Source organism: Micromonospora sp. NPDC047812, from assembly GCF_040704175.1.
GTDB lineage: Bacteria > Actinomycetota > Actinomycetes > Mycobacteriales > Micromonosporaceae > Micromonospora.
Window position 1 is genome coordinate 1,047,467 of the sequence record NZ_JBEYRY010000002.1, and the last position, 18,249, is coordinate 1,065,715.

Genomic DNA, 18,249 nt, shown 5'->3' on the forward strand with positions numbered 1-18,249 from the left:
GCGCCGCGGGCGCGCCCCGCCGGTCAGGTCGGCTCGGTGCCCGGGGCCGGGACCGCCTTCTCGGCGGCGCGGCTCACCTCTTCCCAGCCGGCCCAGACTTCCATGCGTCGCTTCGAGACGTCGAAGGCGAGGTCGTAGACCATGCTGCCCAGCAGCAGCCGCAGCGGCGGGTCGTCGCTGGCGACGAGCTTCATCAGCGCCTCGGCGGCCAGCCGGGGTTCGCTGTCGATCGACCCCTCCGCCCACTGCCGCGCCAACTCCTCCCGCAGCGGGCCGTAGGCGGGCTGCGGGGTGGCCGCCGTGCTGCTGGTGTAGAGGTCCGTCCAGTAGCCGCCGGGCTGGACGATGGTGACCTTGACGCCGAATGCTGCGGCCTCGGCGGCCAGCGCCTCGCTCATGCCCTCCAGCGCGAACTTGCTCGCGCTGTAGAGCCCTGTGCTGGGAAAGCCGCCGAGGGCACCGATGCTGGAGATCTGCACGACGTGCCCGCCGCCCTGGGCGCGCAACTGCGGCAGGACGGCCTGGCTGACCCAGAGCGCGCCGAAGAAGTTGAGGTCCAGTTGGGCCCGGGCCTCGGCCTCGGTGAACTCCTCGACCATGCCCATGAAGAGCGCCCCGGCGTTGTTCACGACGACGTCGAGCCGGCCGAAGTGCCGCACCGCGCGGGCGACGACGTCGAAGACCGCCGCGCGGTCCGTGACGTCGAGGCGCAACGCCAGCAGGCGGTCGGGATGCCGGGCCGCGAGGTCGTCGAGCGTCGAGACGTCCCGGGCCGCGCCGACGACCCGGTCGCCGGCGGCGAGCGCGGCCTCGGCGAAGGCGCGACCGAGGCCACGGCTGGCGCCGGTGATGAACCAGACCCGCGGTACGGCGGTGGCTGAGGCTTCCATGGGGACCCCCTCTCTAACGAGACGGACCGTCTCGTCTTGTTGACGCGAGTGACCCTACCCGATCGAGCCCCACTGTCAAGACGGACCGTCTCGTCTCATCTTGTTGCTAGATTGGGCCCATGCCCACGCAGAAGGTCGCCCCCGACTCCAGCCGTCGCAGCGAGACGGCACGCCGCGCCATCCTCGCCGCCGCCTTCGACCTCGTCGGCCAAGTGGGCTACGCGAAGCTCAGCATCGAGGGCATCGCCGCCGCCGCCGGCGTCGGCAAGCAGACGATCTACCGCTGGTGGCCCTCGAAGGGCGCCCTGCTTTTCGACGCCTTCCTCGCACTCACGACCGACGGCGGGCAGGACGGTCAGGGCGGGGCCCTCCCCGACACCGGCGACCTGGCCGCCGACCTGAAGCTGGTCCTGCGGGCCATTGTCGACGAGCTGAACGATCCGCGCTACGACCTGCCCATGCGCGCCCTGCACACCGAGATCGTCCACGACCCCGCCCTGGCCGCCGACTACGCGGAGCGGCTGGACGGGCCCATGCGGGAGCTGAAGAAGGAGCGCCTGCGCGCCGCCCGGCGCGCGGGGCAGCTCGCCGGGGACGTCGATCTCGACGTGGCCGTCGACCTGCTCTTCGGGCCGGTGCTCAACCGCTGGCTCCAGCGCACCGGCCCGCTGACCCACGAGTACGCCGACCAGGTGGTGGACACGGCGCTGCGCGGCCTGCGGCGGCACGAACCGTAGGCCCGGCGGCCGATCCCGCGTCACCGGGCGGACAACACCTGACCCCCGGTCGTCGTTGATCCGGTCGTAGCCGCCCCACCCGCGTCGACGGTGCGGGCGCCGACCGTGGAGGAGGCACGCCGATGACCAGTCAGCGCGAGACCGTGGAGGTCGACCCGGTCCTGTTCCGGGCCGTCTACGACTCGCCCGCCTCGCTGCCCGGCAGGCACCGGTGGACGACCCCGGAGTCCGACGTACGGCGGATCGAGAAGCTGCTCGGCATGCCGCTGCGCAGCATCGGCGCCCCGCTCTGGGTCAGCGGCGACGAGCCGGACTGCCCCAAGTGCGGCCGACGGGTGAACTGGTACGACATCGTCTCCTCCGCCCTCTCCGGCGTACACGACCGGATGATGATCGCGACGGTCATCCTCGGCGACCGCAGGTACGTCAACACCGAGGTCCCGGACGCGATCGCCGGGGTGCGCTGCACCGACTGCCGCACCGCGATCGAGGGGCTGCGCAGCTTCAAGTGCCACAACTGGGCGTACGCCTTCGAGGCGCTGGAGACCGTCCGGCAGCGGATGTCCGGCGCGTCAGTCGTCGGCCGTCAACTCTCGGGCGAACCGCAGCCCGGGGCGCCCGTCGAGTGACACCTCGCCCACCGGCGTGAACCCGGTGCGCCGGAGCACCGCGAGCGAGCCCGCGTTGTCCGGCGTGGTCCCGGCGGTCAGCCGGCGCAGCCCGTACGCCCGGCGGGCCAACGCGGCGACGCGGCGGACGCCGTCGGTCGCCACCCCGCGCCCGGCGGCCCGCTCGGCCACCCGGTAGCCCAGCTCGGCCTCGCCGTCGGCGACGTCGACCAGGTTGAACCGCCCCAGCACCGTCCCGTCCGCCTCGACCAGGACGTGGAAGTGGCAGGTGCCGGTCTCCTGCTCGGCGAGCAGCCCCGCGTGCCGCGCGGCGAAGTCGGCGAAGTACGCGTCGCCCCGGTCCGGCACCGACCGCGCGAACCACTCCCGGTTCTCCCGCTCGAAGCGCAGCAGCTCGGCGGCGTGGTGGGCGGCGAGCCGCTGGAGATCAGACACCGCGCCACCCTACCGAGCCGCGCCCGTACGCCTCAGCGGTCGCCGGCGGAGCGGCGGGTGGGGCGGCGGCCGGGCGGGGAGGGCGGCTCCGGCCCCGGGTCGGGCACCTCGGGCATCGGCCGGGTGACCGGCCCGGCCCCGGTGACCCGGAGCGGCTCGCCGTGGTGCCACACCTCGATGCCGGCGTCCGGGTCGGCGTCCGGCAGCTCGTAGCGGGCCTCGTCGGAGGTCAGGGTGACCCGCAGCCGGTGGCCGTGCCAGCGCAGGCTGAAGGCGAGCCGGTCGATCGCCGCCGGCAGCCGGGGGTCGAAGGAGAGCACCCCCCGGTCGTCGCGCAGCCCGCCGAAGCCCTGCACCAGGGCCAGCCACGCCCCGCCCAGCGACGCCAGGTGCAGCCCGTCGCCGGTCTTGTCGCCGAGGTCCGCCAGGTCCTGGAGCACCGACTCGGCGAACAGGTCGTACGCCAGGTCGAGGTGGCCGACCTCGGCGGCGAGCACGGCCTGCGGGGAGGCCGACAGCGACGAGTCCCGGACCGTCCGCGCCTCGTAGTAGGCGAAGTTGCGGGCCTTCTCGTCGGCCGTGAACTCCCCCGGGCAGCGCTGCATGGCGAGCACCAGGTCGGCCTGCTTGACCACCTGCCTGCGGTACAGCTCCAGGTAGGGGAAGTGCAGCAGCAGCGGGTAGTCGTCGTCGGAGGTGTCCGCGAAGTCCCACTCCGGCTGCTCGGTGAAGCCGGCCGACTGCTGGTGCACCCCCCGCTTGCGGTCGTACGGGACGAAGACCGCGTCCGCCGCGGCGCGCCAGGCCGACACCTCGGCCGCGTCGACCCCGAGCCGGCCCGCCGCCCCGGGGAGCCGCTCGGCGGCGTCGGCGGCCCCGCGCAGGTTGCGCCGGGCCATCAGGTTGGTGAAGACGTTGTCGTCGACCAGGGCGCTGTACTCGTCGGGGCCGGTCACGCCGTGCAGGTGGAAGGTGCCGGTGTCGGACCAGTGGCCGAAGCCGTGCCAGAGCCGGGCCGTCTCGACCAGCAGTTCCAGCCCCGGCCCGGCGAGGAACTCCTCGTCGCCCGTGGCGGCGACGTAGCGCAGCACCGCGTCGGCGATGTCGGCGTTGAGGTGCAGCCCGGCCGTGCCGGCCGGCCAGTAGCCGGAGCACTCCCGCCCGCCGAGGGTCCGCCACGGGAAGGTCGCCCCGGTCAGCCGCAGCTCCGCCGCGCGCTCGCGGGCCTCCGGCAGGTGGGCGTGCCGCCAGCGCAGCGCCGAGCGGGCCAGCGGCGGGTCGAGGTAGGTCAGCACGGGCAGCACGTAGCCCTCCGTGTCCCAGAGCACGTGCCCGTCGTAGCCGTTGCCGGTCAGCCCCTTGGCGGGAATGGTCCGGTCACCGTCGGCCCGGCCCGCCTGGAGCAGGTGGAACACCGAGAACCGGATGGCCTGCTGGAGTTCGGCGTCGCCGTCGAGCTGCACGTCGGCGGTCTGCCAGGCGACGTCCAGCGCCGCGCGCTGGCCGGCCAGCAGGGCGTCGAAGCCCTCCGCGCGGGCCGCGTCGGCCTCCGCGACGACCAGGCGGGCCAGTTCCTCCGGGGGCATGGCGTCCACCGGGGTGCACTCGTACGCGGCGAACTTGGTCAGCTCGAGCCGCTCGCCGGCGCGCAGCGTCCCGGTCAGCGTGAGGCGCAGCCGGTCCGGGGTGCAGTCGACGCCGGGGGCGAAGCCGTCCGGGGCCCGCACCTCGTGCGCGACGGCGACGGCGACCCGCTGCCCGCTGTGCCCGGTGCGGTGGACGAGGACGCCGTCGCGCCCGTCGGAGTGGCGGTACTCGGCGGTCAGCGGGTCGGTGATGACGGAGGCGGCGCGGGGGTCGTCGGCGCGCTCGGGCACCCGCTCGTTGGCGAGCAGGTCGGCGCAGACCCGCACCTCGACCGTGCCGTCCAACGGCTCGACGGACCACCGGACGGCGGCCACCGGACGCCGGGGCAGCGAGACCAGCCGGACGCTGCGGACGCGTACGCCGTGCCCGGCCGGCGAGATCCACTCGGTGTGCCGCTCGACCACCCCGGCCCGCAGGTCGAGCACCCGCTCGTGGGTACGCAGCGTGCCGGTACGCACGTCCAGCGGCTCGCCGCCGACCCAGAGGCGGATCAGGGCCGCGTTCGGCGCGCTGATCACCGTGTCGCTGAACTGCGGGAAGGCGTACCCGTCCTCGGGGTAGTCGAGCTCGCGGCGCTCGTGGAAGCCGTTGAGGTAGGTGCCGGGCATCCCGTAGGGCCTGCCCTCGTCCAGGTTGCCGCGCCAGCCGACCCAGCCGTTGCCCAAGGCGAAGATCGACTCGGTCTCGGCGAGGCGGTCCATGTCCGCCTCCGTACGCCGGATCCGCCAGGCCTCGTCGTCCCCCGTGACCTGCCCGGTCGGCGGCCGATCGGCGATGGGGGTGTCGTGCACAGCGCCTCCAGTGGAAGTCCGACGTACCGGGCCAATCGAAGCAGATGGGGCTGAGAGGTCGCTGAGACGAAAGTCGGGGTCGGCCCCCGACCAATGCACACTGCGCCCGGCTTCCAGGTATTCCAGGGTTGTCTGGGAGCTAAACGAGGTATGAACGATCGGTGAGGTGAAACATGGTTGATGTGGACACGCCGGATGTTCCGAAGGTCAGTGTCGAGTGGTACCAGGACATCGTCGACTTCGCCGCCGACACCCCGCAACCGGTGCAGTGGTTCGCCGAGCACTTCACCGAGGGCGCGATCCTGCTGCTCGGCGCCCTGTGGCTGATCGCGGCCGTGTCCCGGCTCGGGGGCGGGCCGCGCGACCGCGCGTTGGCCCTGGTGTCGCCGACGCCGGTGGTGCTCGCGTACGGGTGCAGCGAGTTGTTGAAGACGGTGGTGGACCAGGAGCGCCCGTGCCGGGCGCTCGCCACCGAGCTCGCCATCATCGCCGGCGAGTGCCCGCCGACGGGCGACTGGTCGTTCCCCAGCAACCACTCCACGATCGCGGGCGGTCTGGCGGTGGCGACGCTGCTGCTGTCCCGCCGGGTCGGCCTGGTGGCGCTGCCGCTGGCGGCGCTGGCCGCGTTCTCCCGCACCTTCGTCGGCGTGCACTACCCGCACGACGTGGTCGCCGGCGTCCTGCTCGGCGCCCTGTTCGCCGCGCTGCTCACCCCGCTGTTCGCCCGCCCCGCCGCCGGGCTGCTGCACCGCCGCGCCCGCCAGGCCGAGCGCCCCGTCCGCGACCCGGCCACCCCGACGTCCCGCCGCTGACCGCTCGCGGGAACGGCGGAACCGGCCCGGGCGGAGCGTGAACGGAAGGCCGCCCGGGTCAGGCGGGGAGGACGGCCAGGGCGGCGAGGGTGCCGAGGACGAGGAACGGGCCGAAGGGGAGGTGGCTGCGCCAGCCGACCCGGCGGGCGGCCAGCAGCGCGACGCCGACCAGCCCGGACAGCAGCAGGGCGAACACCAGCCCGGCGACCAGCGCGGCCCAGCCGTACCAGCCCAGCAGCGCGCCGACGCCGAGCGCCAGCTTGGCGTCGCCGAGGCCGAAGCCGCGCCGACCGAGCAGCAGCGTGGTGGCGGCGAAGAGGAGCGCCAGCGCGAGGCCGGCGGCGGTGGCGCGCAGCCAGGGCGCCGGACCGGCCCCGGCGAGAGCGGCCAGCCCCAGCAACAGCCAGGTCCCGGCCGCGGCGGGCCAGGTGAGCCGGTCCGGCAGCCGGCGCACGGCCGCGTCGACGAAGACCAGCGGGATCGCCCAGCCCAGCCACCAGGCCGTGGCGGCCAGCACGACGCCGGGCGGCCCGAGCAGCACCAGCGCCCCGACGGCCGCCGCGAGGGCGAGTTCCACCGTGCCGGGCGGCGGGCCGACGCGCGCCCCGCACCGCCCGCACCGCGCCGGCGGGCCCAGCGCCGGCCAGGGCCGGGCCAGCCCGACCGGTGCGCCGCACGCGTCGCACCCGGTCCGGGTCGCCACCCCCGGCGGTACGGCGTGCCGGATCACGGCGAGCCGGAGCGCCGGGGCGAGCGCGAGCACGGCCAGCAGCCGCGCCCCGCGCGCGGCGGCCTCCGGTGCGGTCGGCTCCGCCACCGCCGGCGGCCCGGTCAGCGCCACGGCCGCCCCCGGAGGCCGGCGCCGGCGACCACGGTGAGTAGTGCGTCGACTCTCGGTCGGTAACGGGCGGAGCAGCCCGCGCCCCTGCCCCGCGAAGCGCGGCACAGCGCGCGGAAATGGCGCCTGCAAATAGGCGGGAATCCCATCTTGGCGAAATGTCGATGCGTCGGCGCGGGGGACGGATCGGACCAGACGCCACGTCCGGGACAACCGCCCGCCACCGCGACGACGCCTCCCCCGCCGCGCGCGCTTCCCACGCCGCCGCCCCACCGATCCCCGCCGCCCGACCCGCCCGCACCAGCCTCGACCACCCGCCGCCACCACCCGTCATCACTCACGGTATTCGAATGAATTGCCTCTGTTGCATCGGCGAACGTCAGCCTATGCTCGCCCCTTGGGTGTGGTGCAACCCACAACGAGAAGACGGGACGACGCGGGACATCGCTTTTGTAGAGATCAGCAACGGCAAATGCATCGGCGCTTTCCGACAGGTCCGGATGCCCCCGTCCGGCCGCGCCGTCGCATGCCCGGCGGCCGCCGGACCGGCCCCGGGTGGCCACCGAGGAGGCACGACGTGCGCGGACGGCGGTTCAGCCGATGGGCAACCTGCCTGCTCGCCATCGCGGCGCTCGGCGCGGGCCCGGCCTGCGGCGCCGAGCCGGGGACGACCCCCCGGGCGGCGACCGCCGGGGACGCTCCCGCCCCCACCCACCGGGCCGCCGACGTGCAGGCGGCGAAGAAGGCGGCGCTGACCGCGTACGCCGGATATCTCGCCGCCTCCCGCAAGGCGAGCGGGCGCGGCGACCCCCACCATCCGGAGCTGTCCCGGTTCCTCGCCGACCCGCTGCTGACCCGGGTCCGGCTGACCATCCGCAAGGCGAAGGAGCACGGCGCGATGCGTACCGGCACGTTGGTCTCCGACCCCACCGTGACCTCGGTGAGCCTGGATTCGAGCCCGCCCACGGTGGAGATCCAGGACTGCCTGGACGCCACCGGCTACCGGCTCGTCTACGCCAGGGACAAGCGGGTCGTGCCCGGCACCGGCGGAACGCGGCACCTGGCCACCGCCACCGCCACCCGCTTCCCGGACGGCCGCTGGCTGATCAGCGCCGGCGCCGCCCACGAGGACCTGCCGTGCTGACGCGGGCGGGACGGGACGCCGGGACGGAGGTCGTCCGTACCGCCGACGGTGGCGGCCGGAGCGGGACGGCCCGCCGGTCGCTCGCGGGCGTCGGCCTGGTCCTGCTGCTGGCGCTCGGGGTGGCCGTGCCCGCGACCGCCGGGAAACGCGCGGACCCCGGCGCGGAGTGCCCGCCGGGGCAGAGCGACTGCAGCGTCTGGGACGACGATCCCGGCGCCCCGGGCGATCCCGGGGGCGGCGGGGACGACGGCGGGGGCGGCGACCCGGGCGGCGGGGGCGGCAGCGCCAAGTGCCAGTGGAACGGCCGCACCGTCAAGTGCTACGACAGCGTGCTCGGCTGGTTCAACAACGGCGACGGCTGCTACTACAAGCTCGCCGAACCGCAGCCCGAGGCCCCCGAGGGCCAGCAGTGGTACGTGCGCACCTGCAACGGCGGCGACCTCGGCTCCCAGACCACGGTCCTGCGCGACGCCCCGCCGCCCGGCTTCGGCGCGCCGCCCGACCCGGAGGAACTCGCCCGCAGGGCGCTGGCCAAGATCACCATTGCGGCGCCCCGGATCGCGGTCGCCCCCCGCCGCAGCAACGGTCCCGGCCTGGTCGGGCTGCCGGTCTGGATGTGGGGCCGCAACGACGACCGGAAGTACTTCGGGCCGACCCAGGAGGCGTCGGAGACCGAGCGGGGCCTGACCGTGCGGATCACGGCGACGTTCGACCGGATCGTCTGGAACATGGGCAACGGCAGCACGGTCACCTGCTCCGGCGCCGGCACCCCGTACCGGGCCGACGGCCCGCTCGCCGGCCGCCCCTCCCCCGACTGCGGCTACGCCAAGGGCTACCCGAAGGCCGGCGACTACCGGGTACGCGCCACGACCTACTGGACGGTGACCTGGGAGGGCGGCGGCCAGAGCGGCGTCATCCCGGTCAACCGGACCACGGGAACGGTCCCGGTCCGGATCAACGAACTACAGGTGGTGGCCCAGTGAGCGCGAGGAGTGAGCCGATCTTGCGAGCCCCGCAGTCGCGAACGGAGACGGTTCGGTGAGCGCGAGGAGTGAGCCGATCTTGCGAGCCCCGCAGTCGCGAACGGAGATGGTTCGGTGAGTGTGGCGACCCGCAACGGAACCGGACCGGTGGACGCGCCGGTCGCCCCGCCCCGGGTGGTCCGGCAGCGCCGGATGCGGCCCGGGCTGCTCGGCCTGGCGGTGCTGCTGATCGCCCTCGGCGGCCTGGGGGCGGCGTTCGCGGTCACCTCGGTACGCGCCACCGGCAGCTACCTGGCGGTGGCCCGGCCGGTCGAGGTCGGCCGGCAGGTCAGCGCCGACGACCTGGTCCCGGTGCAGGTGGCCGGCGGCCAGGGGCTGTCCCCGGTGCCCGCCGGCCGGCTCGACGAGGTGGTCGGCAAGCGGGCCGCCGTGTCGCTGACCCCCGGCACGCTGCTGACGATGGCCCAGCTCACGGACGACCCGCTGCTCGGGCCCGGCCAGCAGCAGCTCGCGCTGGGCCTGAACCCCGCCGAGGTGCCCGCCCGCAAGCTCCACCCCGGCGACAAGCTCCTGCTGGTCAGCACGCCGGACGGCGACGACGACCGCCCGGCGGGCGCCGCCACCCGGTTCGAGGCGACGGTCATCGACGCCGTCACCTCCGACGACGACGACGAGGTGGTGGTCTACCTGGCGCTGGCCGTCCGGGACGTGCCGGCCGTCGTCGCGTTGTCCAGTCAGGAGCGGATCGCCCTCGTGCTGACCGAGGCGGCCTGACCGTGGCGATCATCGCGCTGGTGTCGGCGAAGGGCTCCCCGGGCGTCACCACCACCGCCCTGGCCTGCGCCCTGACCTGGCACCGACGGCTGGTGCTCGCCGAGTGCGACCCGGCCGGCGGGTCGATCCTCGCCGGCTACCTGGGCGGCGCGCTGGACGGTCCCCGGGGCATCGGCGAGCTGGCGGTCGGCGAGTTGCGCGACGGCAACCTGGAGTCGGCGTTCTGGTCGCAACTGGTCGACCTGGACGCGCCGAAGCGGGAACGGCTGTTGCTGCCCGGCGTCGTCGACCCCGCCCAGGCCGGCAGCGTCACCCCGCTCTGGCAGCGGTTCGCCGACTTCTTCGGCAGCCTGGAGGGCGGCGACCCGCCGTACGACGTGGTGGTGGACTGCGGGCGGCTGCACGTCGTCGGTCCACCGTGGCCGATCCTGCGCGCCGCCTCGGTGGTGCTGCTGGTCAGCGGCGCCCGGCTCCCCGACCTCTCCGGCACCCGGGCCATGGCCAGGACGATCGAGCGGGACTTCGCCGAGCACCGGGTGCCGCCGGGCACCCTGCGGCTGCTGCTGGTCGGCGACGGCCACGGCAGCGGCGAGGTCAGCAAGGCGCTGCGGCTGCCGGTCATCGCCCGGATGCCGCACGATCCGCGTACGGCCGAGGTGCTCGGCCTGGGCGGCACCGTGCGGGCCGCTCGGCCCCTGATGCGCGCGGCCGGGGCCCTGGAGGTGCCGGTCGGGGCGCTGCTGGAACGCCGGCGCGCCCGGCTGGCCTGGCCCGTGTCGCAGGGGGTGCCGGGTGCGGTTTGAACCGGTCTCCGGCGACCCGCGCCGGCAGCCCTCCGGCGCCACCTCCACGGCGCCGCCGCTGACCCCGCCCAACGGCCGGCACCACCCCGTCCCGCTACCGGTGCCGGTCACCGCGCCGCGTCCGGAGCAGCCGCCGCCTCGGCCCCGGGTCGACTTCCAGGTGGTCCGCGAGCTACGCCGGGAGCTCAGCGAGCGGCTCGCCCTGTGGCAGCGCGGCCGGGAGTTCACCGTCGACGAGGAGGACACCGAGCGCGCCCGGCTCGCGGTGACGGTGGTCGCCGAGTACGCCGACGCGGTGCGCCGGGCCGGCACCCCGATGGCGGCCGGCGAGGAGCGGCTCCTGCTCGACCAGGTGACCGCCGAGTTGGCCGGGCTCGGCCGCCTCCAGACGCTGCTGGTCGACGACACCATCGAGGAGGTGCACATCCTCGGCTGCGACCAGGTGCGCGTCACCCGCCACGGCGGCGGGGTCGACTGGGTGGAGCCGATCGCCGACAGCGACGACGAGCTGGTGGAGATCCTCCAGGCGGCGGCCCGCCGGGCCGGGGCCACCGAACGCTCGCTGTCGACGTCCAAGCCCACCCTCGACCTGCAACTGCCCGACGGCAGCCGGCTCGCCGCGGTGTTCCTGGTCAGCCACCGCCCGTACGCGGTGATCCGCAAGCACAACACGCTGGACGTGAGCCTCGACGACCTCGCCGGGGGCCGGGGCGACCTGGACGAGATGATCGACCCGCTGGTGCGCGACTTCCTCCGCGCGTCCATGCGCGCCGGGCTGAACATCATGGTGGCCGGCCTCGCGGGCGCCGGGAAGACCACCGTCATCCGGGCGCTGATGGACGAGATCCCGGCCGACGAGCCGTACGTGCTGTTGGAGGAGAGCCGCGAGCTGCTGCCGGCCCGCCGCCGGCTCAAGCACCGGGCGGTGATGAGCTTCGAGTCCCGGGAGGGCCACGGCGAGCGCGGGGCGGACGGCCGCCCGGCCGGCGAGGTGAGCATCGCCGACCTGATCCCGGTCTCCCTGCGGATGGGCGTGCTGCGGATCATCGTCGGGGAGGTCCGGTCCCGGGAGATCGTCCCGATGCTCCAGGCCATGACGACCAGCCGCGGCTCGATGTGCACCATCCACGCGCGTACGCCCGCCGGGGTGAGCGAGCGGATCATCGAACTGGCGCTCGCGCACGGCCGGGAGATGACCGTCGACCAGGCCCGCCGGATGGCCGGCAACGCGCTCGACCTGATCGTCTACGTCACCGTCGAGGACGAGACCGCGATCGGCGGGCGCAAGCACCGCTTCGTCTCGCACGTCGAGGAGGTCATCGGCGTCGGCGACGGAAACCGGATCACCACCACCCAGGTGTTCGGGCCCGGGCCGGACGGGCGGGCCGTACCCCGGCACCTGCCCGAGCGGATCCGCGCCCAGCTCCTGCGCGTCGGCTACGACGCCCGGCTGCTCAGCCGGTGGATCGAGGCCGGCACGGGCGCGTGGCGACGGCCCCGGCACACCCGGCTCGGAGGGCGGTGACCCCGGTGCTGGACAACGTCGAACTCGTCGCGGTGGCCTCCGGTGCCGCCTGCGTGGCCGGGCTGCTGCTGGCGGTCGTCGCGCTGGTCGGCACCCGCCGGCCTCCCGGCGGCAGGCCCGGCGCGGGCCGGGGCCTGGGCCGGCTGTGGAAGGGCCCGGGCACCACCCCGCGCGAGCAGCGGGCGCACCAGGCGCTGCTGGTCGCCGCCCTGGTCGCGGGCGCGCTGGCCTTCCTCGTCACCGGCCTGCCGGTCGTCGGCCTGCTGGTCGCGGTGGCCGTCCCGGGCACCCCGTGGCTGTTCTCCGTCGGCAAGGCCGAGCAGCGGGCCATCGCCCGCATCGAGGCGGTCGGCGAGTGGACCCGCCGGCTCAAGGACGTCTCCGCCACCGGCCAGGGGCTCCAGCAGACCATCATCGGCACGGTCGCCACCGCGCCCGAGGAGATCCAGGAGGAGGTACGGCTGCTCGCCGCCCGCCTCCAGGCCGGCTGGCTGGCCCGCTCCGCGCTGCTCGCCTTCGCCGACGAGATCGGCGACCCGGTCTGCGACCAGGTGGTGGCCGCGCTGATCCTGCACGTGACCGACCGGGGCGAACGCCTCGGCGACGTGCTCGGCTCGATCGCCGGAGCGGCGGCGGCCGAGGTGGCCACCCGCCGGGAGATCGAGGCGAAGCGCACCCAGCCCCGCTTCGCGGTCCGCTTCCTCACCGGGATGACCCTGGCCACCGTCGCGTACGGGCTGCTCAACACCGAGTACATCAGCCCGTACGGCACGCCCTTCGGGCAGCTCGTGATGGCGGCGCTCGGCGCGGCCTTCGTCGGCCTGCTGGCCTGGGTGCGGTCGATGAGCCAGCCCCGCCGGCCGGCGCGCTTCCTGCCCGCCCCGGCCCCGGAGGAGGTGCTCGCGTGAGCGCGAGGAGTGAGCTTGCGAGCCCCGCAGTCGCGAACGAAAGGCCAGCCCCGTGAGCGCGAGGAGTGAGCTTGCGAGCCCCGCAGCCGCGAACGAAAGGCCGGCCCCGTGAGTGTCGTCCTCAACTGGCAGCTCGCCGTCGCCGTCTGCGGCGGGGCGGCGGTCGGGCTGGGCGCCTTCCTGGTGGTCCGCGAGCTGGTGCCGGCCACCCCCGCGCTCGGGCCCGCGCTGCGCCGGCTGCACCAGCCGGCCGGCGCCGGGCAGCTCGCCACGCCCGCCGACCGGCGGCTGGAGCGGCTCACCGGACTGTCCCGCTGGCTGCGGCCACCGCACCGGCAGCTCGCCCTGATCGACCGGACACCCGAGCAGTACGCCCTGTCGATGCTGCTCTCCGCGCTGATCGGGCTCGCCGCGCCGACGCTGCTGGGCGTCACCCTGTTCGCCGTCGGCATCCGGCTGCCGGTGGTCGTACCCGTGCTCGGCAGCCTCGGGCTGGCGCTGCTCTGCGCCCTGATCGCGCACCGGTCGGTGCTGGACCGGGCGGACAAGGCGCGCGACGAGTTCCGCCAGGCGGTCTGCACCTACCTCGACCTGGTCGCCCTCCAGCTCTCCGCCGCGCACGGGCCGGTGCAGTCGCTGGAGCGGGCGGCGGCGGTCTGCGACGGCTGGGTCTTCGACCGCATCTCCGAGTCGCTGCGGATCGCGCAGATGCAGATGCACTCGCCGTGGGACGAGCTTCGCGACCTCGCCGAGCGCATCGGCATCGCGGAACTGGGCGACGTCGGGGCGATCATGCGCTCCTCCGGCAGCGAGGGCGCGCAGGTGCACGAGACCCTGCGCAGCCGCGCCGACTCGCTGCGCGACCAGATCCGCACCGACAACCTGGCCCGGGCCGAGGGGGTGACCAGCCGGCTCGACATCCCCGGGGCGCTGCTCGTCTTCGTCCTGCTCGGCTTCGCCGTCTATCCGTTCATCGCCCGCCTGTGATCCGACCCCGAGAGAAGGAGCACGCCATGTCCGTCATCACCCGCCTGCACGTCGCGCTGTCGATACGCCTGGCCGAGCTGCGCGAGGACGGCGAGCGGGGCGACAGCCCCGTACCGACCGCAGTGATCATCTTCGGTCTGGTCGCCGTTGCGATGGCGGTCACCGCCGCCGCCCTCGGTGCCGCCAACGACTGGATGGACAACATCCCCACCCACCAGGCTCCGGACCCGAAGTAGCGCCGGGCCGTGCGCCGAGCAGACCCCGTCCCGGGACGCCGGGCGGCCACCGCCGACCGGCGTCCCGTCCCGGCTGCCACCAGGCTCCCCGGTCCGGCCGCCGGCCAGTGCCTTGTGCCGGGCGCCGTCCGGGGCCCTGTGCCGGGCGCCGGCCAGTGCCCTGTGCCGGGGGCCGGCCAGTGCCCTGTGCCGGGGGCCGGCCGGGGCCCTGTGCCGGGCGCCGGCCGGCGCCTCGTCCCGGCCGTCCGGCGGCGGCTCGTGGTGGGCGGGGTCGACCGGGGGGCCAGCCCCGTCGAGTTGGCGGTGGTGATGCCGGTGATCCTGCTGCTGCTCTTCGCCTCGATCCAGACCGCGGCCTGGTTCGTCGCCCGTTCCACCGCGCTCAACGCCGCGCAGAGCGCGGTCAACGCGCAGCGGCTGCACCAGGCGCCGCCCGGGGCCGGTGAGGCCCGGGCCGTCCGGTTCCTGCGGGCCGCCGGCGGCTGGCTCGTCGGCTGGGACGATCCCGCACCGAGCTGCCAGACCACCACGACGGAGGTGACCTGCACGGTGCGCGGGCGGTCCCTGTCCGTCGTACCCGGGGTCAGCTTCCCGGTGCACCAGACCGCGCACGGAACCGTGGAACGGTGGACCACGCCGTGAGCCGTACCGCCGAGCGGGGCTCGGTCTCGATCGAGGTGGCGGTGCTCGCCCCGGCCTTCATCGCGCTGATCGTGCTGGCCGGCGTCACCGGGCGTACCGCGGTGGCGGCCGAGGCGATCGACGCCGCCGCCCACGACGCCGCCCGCGCCGCCTCGATCTCCCGGGACGCCCGCACCGCCCGCGCCGAGGCCCGGGACGCGGCCCGCCGGCAGCTCGGCTGGCGCGGCCTGAACTGCGCCGGCACTCCCGAGGTGACCTTCAGCGGCGCGGTACGCGGCGCCCCCACCAGCTTCGACGCGGCGTTCCGCAGCCCGGCCGGGCAGGACGCCTCGGTCACCGTCCGGGTCGCGTGCACCGTCTCCTACGGGGACCTGCACCTGTCCGTCCTGCCGGGGATGCCCGCCGGCAAGCGCGTGTCGGCGAGCTTCACGTCGCCGCTGGACCGCTACCGGAGCCGGGGATGACCGCTGTGGCCGGCCGGCGCGACCAGGGCCGGGTGAGCATCTTCCTCGCGGTGGCGATGGCCGGCGTCCTCTCCGTCATCGGCCTGGCCTTCGACGGCGCGGGCCAGCTGCGCACGTTGCAGCGGGCCGACAACCTCGCGGCCGAGGCCGCCCGCGCCGGCGGCCAGGCCATCGACCGGGCCACCGCCATCGCGGGCGGGCCGACCCGGATCAACCGTCCCCAGGCCCGCCGGGCCGTCGCCGACTACCTCGCCGCCGCCGGCGCCGCCGGCCACACCGTCAGCTTCCCGGTCGTCGACGGGGAGACCCGGGTCCGGGTACGCGTCACCGTCACGCACCGCAGATCCATGCTCGGCCTGTTCGGCTTCGACGAGACCGTCACCGTCTCCGGCGAGGCGACCGCGCGACCGCTCACCGGGGCACCGTAGGAAGGGAAGGCAGCCATGGCCGCATCGGGGCGTTCCGCCGTACGGCGGACCGGACGCATCCTGACCGGGTTCGGCGCGCTCGTCGTGCTCTGCGCGGTGCTGGTCGGCGCGCCGGTGGCGCTGCTCGCCCTCGCCGGCAACCCGTTGCCCGATCACCTGCCCACCGTCGCGGAGATCGGCTCGACGCTGACCAGCCGCGACGACGGGCGGCTCTTCCTGCGGGCGCTGGCGCTGGCCGGCTGGTTCGGCTGGGCCACGTTCGCCTTCTCCGTCCTGGTCGAACTCTGCGCGCAGGCGCTGCGCCGACCCGCGCCCCGGCTGCCGGGCATGAGTCGCCAGCAACGGGCCGCCGCCGCGCTGGTCGGTTCGGTCGCGCTGATCCTCGCGGCCAGCCCCGCGGCGAGCGCGGCGACGGCGGTCGCCGGCCCGTACGCCCTGCCGGCGGCAGCGGTCGCGACCGCGCAGCCGGCTGTCGCGGAGGCCGCCTGGCCGGGCCCGGCCGCGCACACCTGGTCCGCCTCGGCCGCCCGGCCCGCCCCGGCCGCTCCGGCCGCCCGGCCGCTGTCGGCCGCCCTGCCTGCTCAGCCCCCGACGACTGTCCCGGTTGCACGGCCGGCATCGGCCGCCTCGTCCACGCCGGCCGACCTGTCCGCGCCGGCCGACTCGGACGACGGTGTGGCGGTCTACCGGGTGGCCCGGGGCGACCACCTGGGCGCCGTCGCCCAGCGCTACCTGGACGAGTTCGCCGACTACCGGGAGTTGGCCGAGCTGAACCGGCTCGGCGACCCCGACCGGATCCACCCCGGCCAGTTGTTGAAGCTGCCCGGGGACGCCGAGGACCGGGGGGCCCGCCGGCACGCCACCGGCCGCCTCGTCGCGCGCCCGACCCCGCCCGCTCCCACCCGGCCGGCCCCGCAGCCGGCACCGGGAAAGGTCGCTCCCGAGCGGGCGACGCCGCCCCCGCCGGCCGCCGAAGCCCCGGTGCCGCCCCCGGCGGAGACGGACGCCGGTCATACCCCGACGGTGACGGTGGGAGCCGCCCGGGCCGGCGAACCCGATCGGGTGAACAGGCCCCTCGCGGTCTCCGCCGTCCTGGCGGTGGCGAGCATCGTCGGCGCGCAGATCGGCGCGGTCCTGGGCCTACGCCGCCGACCGGGCCACGTACCGGCCGGCGCGGCTCGGACCACGACCGCCGCCCGCCGTGGCACCGCCGCACGCGGCACCACCACGACCAGGCGCGGCCCGGGTCGCCGGGACATCGGCACCGCCCCGCGCGGCAGCGCGACCGCAGCCGACCGGGGCGGTACGGACACCGGCACCCACGACTCCGCGCACCCGACCGGTCAGGGCTACGCGTACGCCGGCGGCACCGTTCGCGCGGACACGACCGCCCCCGGCACCGGCACCTACGACGGCGGGCTGACCGCTGGCGCCCGCGACGACGATCTGACCGGCCACGGCCGAACCCACCCGGGTTCGTCCCGCGACACACCGATCGGCCGCCACCGCCGCCCCTGACCCACCCACCCCGCTCGCACCCGCCCAACCGATACCGCTCGGGTGATCAAGAGGTTTGGTCACGCAGGGAGATCGAACTCGACTCAAACCTCTTGATCGACATCGGAGGTCGGGAGGGCGCAGGCGCCCGTCAGGGGAGGCGGGTCTCCAGGACGCCGTTGACGACGCGGGTCGGCAGGACCTGCTGGTCGTTGCCGGACGGGCCGTGCACGACCTCGCCGCCGTTGAGGCGGAACGCGCTGCCGTGCCACGGGCAGACCACGCAGGCGTGCCCGTCGATCTCCTGCACCTCGCCCTCGCCCAGCGGGCCGCTCTGGTGCGGGCAGCGCTCCAGCATCACGGTGACCTCGTTGCCGTGCCGGTAGAGGATCACCGAGACGTCGTCGACCTCCCGGGTGATCAGCTTGCGCTCCGGCAGGGCGGACATGTCCGCGATCGAGTGCCAGCCGTCGCTCATCCGGTGCAGCTCGGAGATGCTCTGGTTGACCTGCGCGCCCTGCTTGTACGCCAGGTGCCCGCCGAGGTACGCCCCCATGCTGGCGGCGCCGAGCCCGAGGAAGCCGAGCGTACGGCCGAGGTTGTGCCGGCCGGCCATCCGGGCGGCCACCGAGCCGGCGTAGAACGCCAGGCCGACGCTGTTGGACGCGGCGTGCACCAGGCCGACCCGGCGCTGGTCGCGGGCCAGTGCCGCCCAGTCGTTGAGGCCGGCGACCGCGGCCGGGAGGGCGCTGACGGTGCCCACCGTGCACAGTGTGGTGGCGGCCCGGCGCTGTCCCGGCATGAGGTCCAGCACCGCCGTGCTGATCCACGCGCCGACCGGCACCTGCACCATCGCCGGGTGCAGCGGATGGCCCAGCCACACGCCGTGCAGCAGGTCGCGGACCCGCTGCGGTCGGAGGGTGGCCTGGACGGCGCGCTGCAACCGGTCGCCGACCCGGTCCAGGCCGGATGCCTGCTCGATCTTCGTCAAGAGTGCTCGCACCCGTACCGACTTCCCGGCAGGAGCCGCCGCAAACCGGTCGACGGTGACGGATCCGCTGCCGTACGTGATCAGGCCC

General features: G+C 75.3%; 19 protein-coding genes and 1 pseudogene. 15 read left to right on the plus strand and 5 right to left on the minus strand.

Annotation, left to right across the window (positions count from 1 at the left end; all coding sequences use genetic code 11):
- Positions 1-23: 23 nt before the first annotated feature.
- A complete protein-coding gene (locus tag AB0883_RS12655; RefSeq protein WP_366641306.1) occupies positions 24-890 on the minus strand; it encodes an SDR family oxidoreductase in 867 nt (288 codons plus the stop codon).
- A gap of 119 nt (positions 891-1,009) precedes the next feature.
- Here AB0883_RS12655 and AB0883_RS12660 point away from each other — a divergent pair, with 119 nt between their 5' ends.
- Together AB0883_RS12660 and AB0883_RS12665 are read left to right on the plus strand one after the other, a co-directional pair.
- Positions 1,010-1,627, plus strand: a complete 618-nt coding sequence (locus AB0883_RS12660; protein WP_366641307.1) for a TetR/AcrR family transcriptional regulator — start codon at positions 1,010-1,012, stop codon at positions 1,625-1,627.
- 122 nt (positions 1,628-1,749) lie between these two features.
- Positions 1,750-2,256 (plus strand): hypothetical protein, encoded by a 507-nt coding sequence (locus tag AB0883_RS12665; RefSeq protein WP_121397180.1) that lies wholly within the window; start codon positions 1,750-1,752, stop codon positions 2,254-2,256.
- Here AB0883_RS12665 and AB0883_RS12670 read toward each other — a convergent pair.
- Both AB0883_RS12670 and AB0883_RS12675 read right to left on the minus strand, forming a co-directional pair.
- A complete protein-coding gene (locus AB0883_RS12670) occupies positions 2,200-2,691 on the minus strand; it encodes a GNAT family N-acetyltransferase (RefSeq protein ID WP_366641308.1) in 492 nt (163 codons plus the stop codon). The two genes, AB0883_RS12665 and AB0883_RS12670, sit on opposite strands and share 57 nt — an antisense overlap.
- Positions 2,692-2,723: 32 nt before the next feature.
- Positions 2,724-5,039, minus strand: coding sequence for a glycosyl hydrolase family 65 protein (locus AB0883_RS12675; protein ID WP_366641721.1), 2,316 nt, complete (start codon positions 5,037-5,039; stop codon positions 2,724-2,726).
- A gap of 263 nt (positions 5,040-5,302) precedes the next feature.
- Between AB0883_RS12675 and AB0883_RS12680 the strand changes: the two genes are divergently transcribed.
- Complete coding sequence (locus AB0883_RS12680; RefSeq protein ID WP_366641309.1) at positions 5,303-5,941, plus strand: phosphatase PAP2 family protein; 639 nt, start codon at positions 5,303-5,305, stop codon at positions 5,939-5,941.
- 58 nt (positions 5,942-5,999) lie between these two features.
- Here the strand turns inward: AB0883_RS12680 and AB0883_RS12685 are convergent, their stop codons facing one another.
- Positions 6,000-6,758 carry an A24 family peptidase gene (locus AB0883_RS12685; protein ID WP_366641722.1) on the minus strand — a complete coding sequence of 253 codons (759 nt, stop codon included), beginning with the start codon at positions 6,756-6,758 and terminating at the stop codon, positions 6,000-6,002.
- Between the two features lie 598 nt (positions 6,759-7,356).
- Between AB0883_RS12685 and AB0883_RS12690 the strand changes: the two genes are divergently transcribed.
- From AB0883_RS12690 to AB0883_RS12745, 12 genes and pseudogenes are all read left to right on the plus strand, one after another.
- The gene (locus tag AB0883_RS12690) at positions 7,357-7,923 is read left to right on the plus strand and encodes a hypothetical protein (protein ID WP_366641310.1); all 567 of its coding nucleotides are present in this window, start codon (positions 7,357-7,359) and stop codon (positions 7,921-7,923) included.
- 107 nt (positions 7,924-8,030) lie between these two features.
- A complete protein-coding gene (locus tag AB0883_RS12695) occupies positions 8,031-8,906 on the plus strand; it encodes a hypothetical protein (RefSeq protein WP_366641723.1) in 876 nt (291 codons plus the stop codon).
- Between the two features lie 114 nt (positions 8,907-9,020).
- Positions 9,021-9,680: an SAF domain-containing protein gene (locus AB0883_RS12700; protein WP_366641311.1), complete on the plus strand. Its 660-nt coding sequence runs from the start codon at positions 9,021-9,023 to the stop codon at positions 9,678-9,680.
- 2 nt (positions 9,681-9,682) lie between these two features.
- Positions 9,683-10,483, plus strand: a complete 801-nt coding sequence (locus AB0883_RS12705; protein ID WP_366641312.1) for a ParA family protein — start codon at positions 9,683-9,685, stop codon at positions 10,481-10,483.
- The gene (locus tag AB0883_RS12710; protein ID WP_366641313.1) at positions 10,473-12,008 is read left to right on the plus strand and encodes an ATPase, T2SS/T4P/T4SS family; all 1,536 of its coding nucleotides are present in this window, start codon (positions 10,473-10,475) and stop codon (positions 12,006-12,008) included. The genes AB0883_RS12705 and AB0883_RS12710 overlap by 11 nt, the downstream gene beginning before the upstream one ends.
- The gene (locus tag AB0883_RS12715) at positions 12,005-12,916 is read left to right on the plus strand and encodes a type II secretion system F family protein (protein ID WP_366641314.1); all 912 of its coding nucleotides are present in this window, start codon (positions 12,005-12,007) and stop codon (positions 12,914-12,916) included. Before AB0883_RS12710 ends, AB0883_RS12715 begins: the two co-directional genes overlap by 4 nt.
- Positions 12,917-13,024: 108 nt before the next feature.
- Complete coding sequence (locus AB0883_RS12720) at positions 13,025-13,903, plus strand: type II secretion system F family protein (RefSeq protein WP_366641315.1); 879 nt, start codon at positions 13,025-13,027, stop codon at positions 13,901-13,903.
- A gap of 26 nt (positions 13,904-13,929) precedes the next feature.
- A complete protein-coding gene (locus AB0883_RS12725; RefSeq protein ID WP_366641316.1) occupies positions 13,930-14,139 on the plus strand; it encodes a hypothetical protein in 210 nt (69 codons plus the stop codon).
- A 210-nt stretch (positions 14,140-14,349) separates the two neighbouring features.
- Positions 14,350-14,781: a TadE/TadG family type IV pilus assembly protein gene (locus AB0883_RS12730; RefSeq protein WP_366641317.1), complete on the plus strand. Its 432-nt coding sequence runs from the start codon at positions 14,350-14,352 to the stop codon at positions 14,779-14,781.
- Complete coding sequence (locus AB0883_RS12735) at positions 14,766-15,245, plus strand: TadE/TadG family type IV pilus assembly protein (protein ID WP_366641318.1); 480 nt, start codon at positions 14,766-14,768, stop codon at positions 15,243-15,245. The genes AB0883_RS12730 and AB0883_RS12735 overlap by 16 nt, the downstream gene beginning before the upstream one ends.
- Complete coding sequence (locus AB0883_RS12740; protein ID WP_366641319.1) at positions 15,242-15,673, plus strand: hypothetical protein; 432 nt, start codon at positions 15,242-15,244, stop codon at positions 15,671-15,673. Before AB0883_RS12735 ends, AB0883_RS12740 begins: the two co-directional genes overlap by 4 nt.
- Positions 15,674-15,688: 15 nt before the next feature.
- A pseudogene (locus AB0883_RS12745) lies at positions 15,689-16,825 on the plus strand (LysM domain-containing protein); the annotation flags it as partial.
- 496 nt (positions 16,826-17,321) lie between these two features.
- Here AB0883_RS12745 and AB0883_RS12750 read toward each other — a convergent pair.
- On the minus strand, positions 17,322-18,173 hold the full coding sequence (locus AB0883_RS12750) for a Rieske 2Fe-2S domain-containing protein (RefSeq protein WP_366641320.1): 852 nt from the start codon (positions 18,171-18,173) through the stop codon (positions 17,322-17,324).
- Positions 18,174-18,249: the final 76 nt, after the last annotated feature.

What these genes read in the sequence shown, in the direction of transcription:
- AB0883_RS12725 (WP_366641316.1), top strand. Translation starts at nt 13,930, where the DNA reads ATGTCCGTCATCACCCGCCTGCACGTCGCGCTGTCGATACGCCTGGCC.
- AB0883_RS12740 (WP_366641319.1), top strand. Translation starts at nt 15,242, where the DNA reads ATGACCGCTGTGGCCGGCCGGCGCGACCAGGGCCGGGTGAGCATCTTC.
- AB0883_RS12675 (WP_366641721.1), bottom strand. Translation starts at nt 5,039, where the DNA reads ATGGACCGCCTCGCCGAGACCGAGTCGATCTTCGCCTTGGGCAACGGC.
- AB0883_RS12680 (WP_366641309.1), top strand. Translation starts at nt 5,303, where the DNA reads ATGGTTGATGTGGACACGCCGGATGTTCCGAAGGTCAGTGTCGAGTGG.
- AB0883_RS12655 (WP_366641306.1), bottom strand. Translation starts at nt 890, where the DNA reads ATGGAAGCCTCAGCCACCGCCGTACCGCGGGTCTGGTTCATCACCGGC.
- AB0883_RS12660 (WP_366641307.1), top strand. Translation starts at nt 1,010, where the DNA reads ATGCCCACGCAGAAGGTCGCCCCCGACTCCAGCCGTCGCAGCGAGACG.
- AB0883_RS12665 (WP_121397180.1), top strand. Translation starts at nt 1,750, where the DNA reads ATGACCAGTCAGCGCGAGACCGTGGAGGTCGACCCGGTCCTGTTCCGG.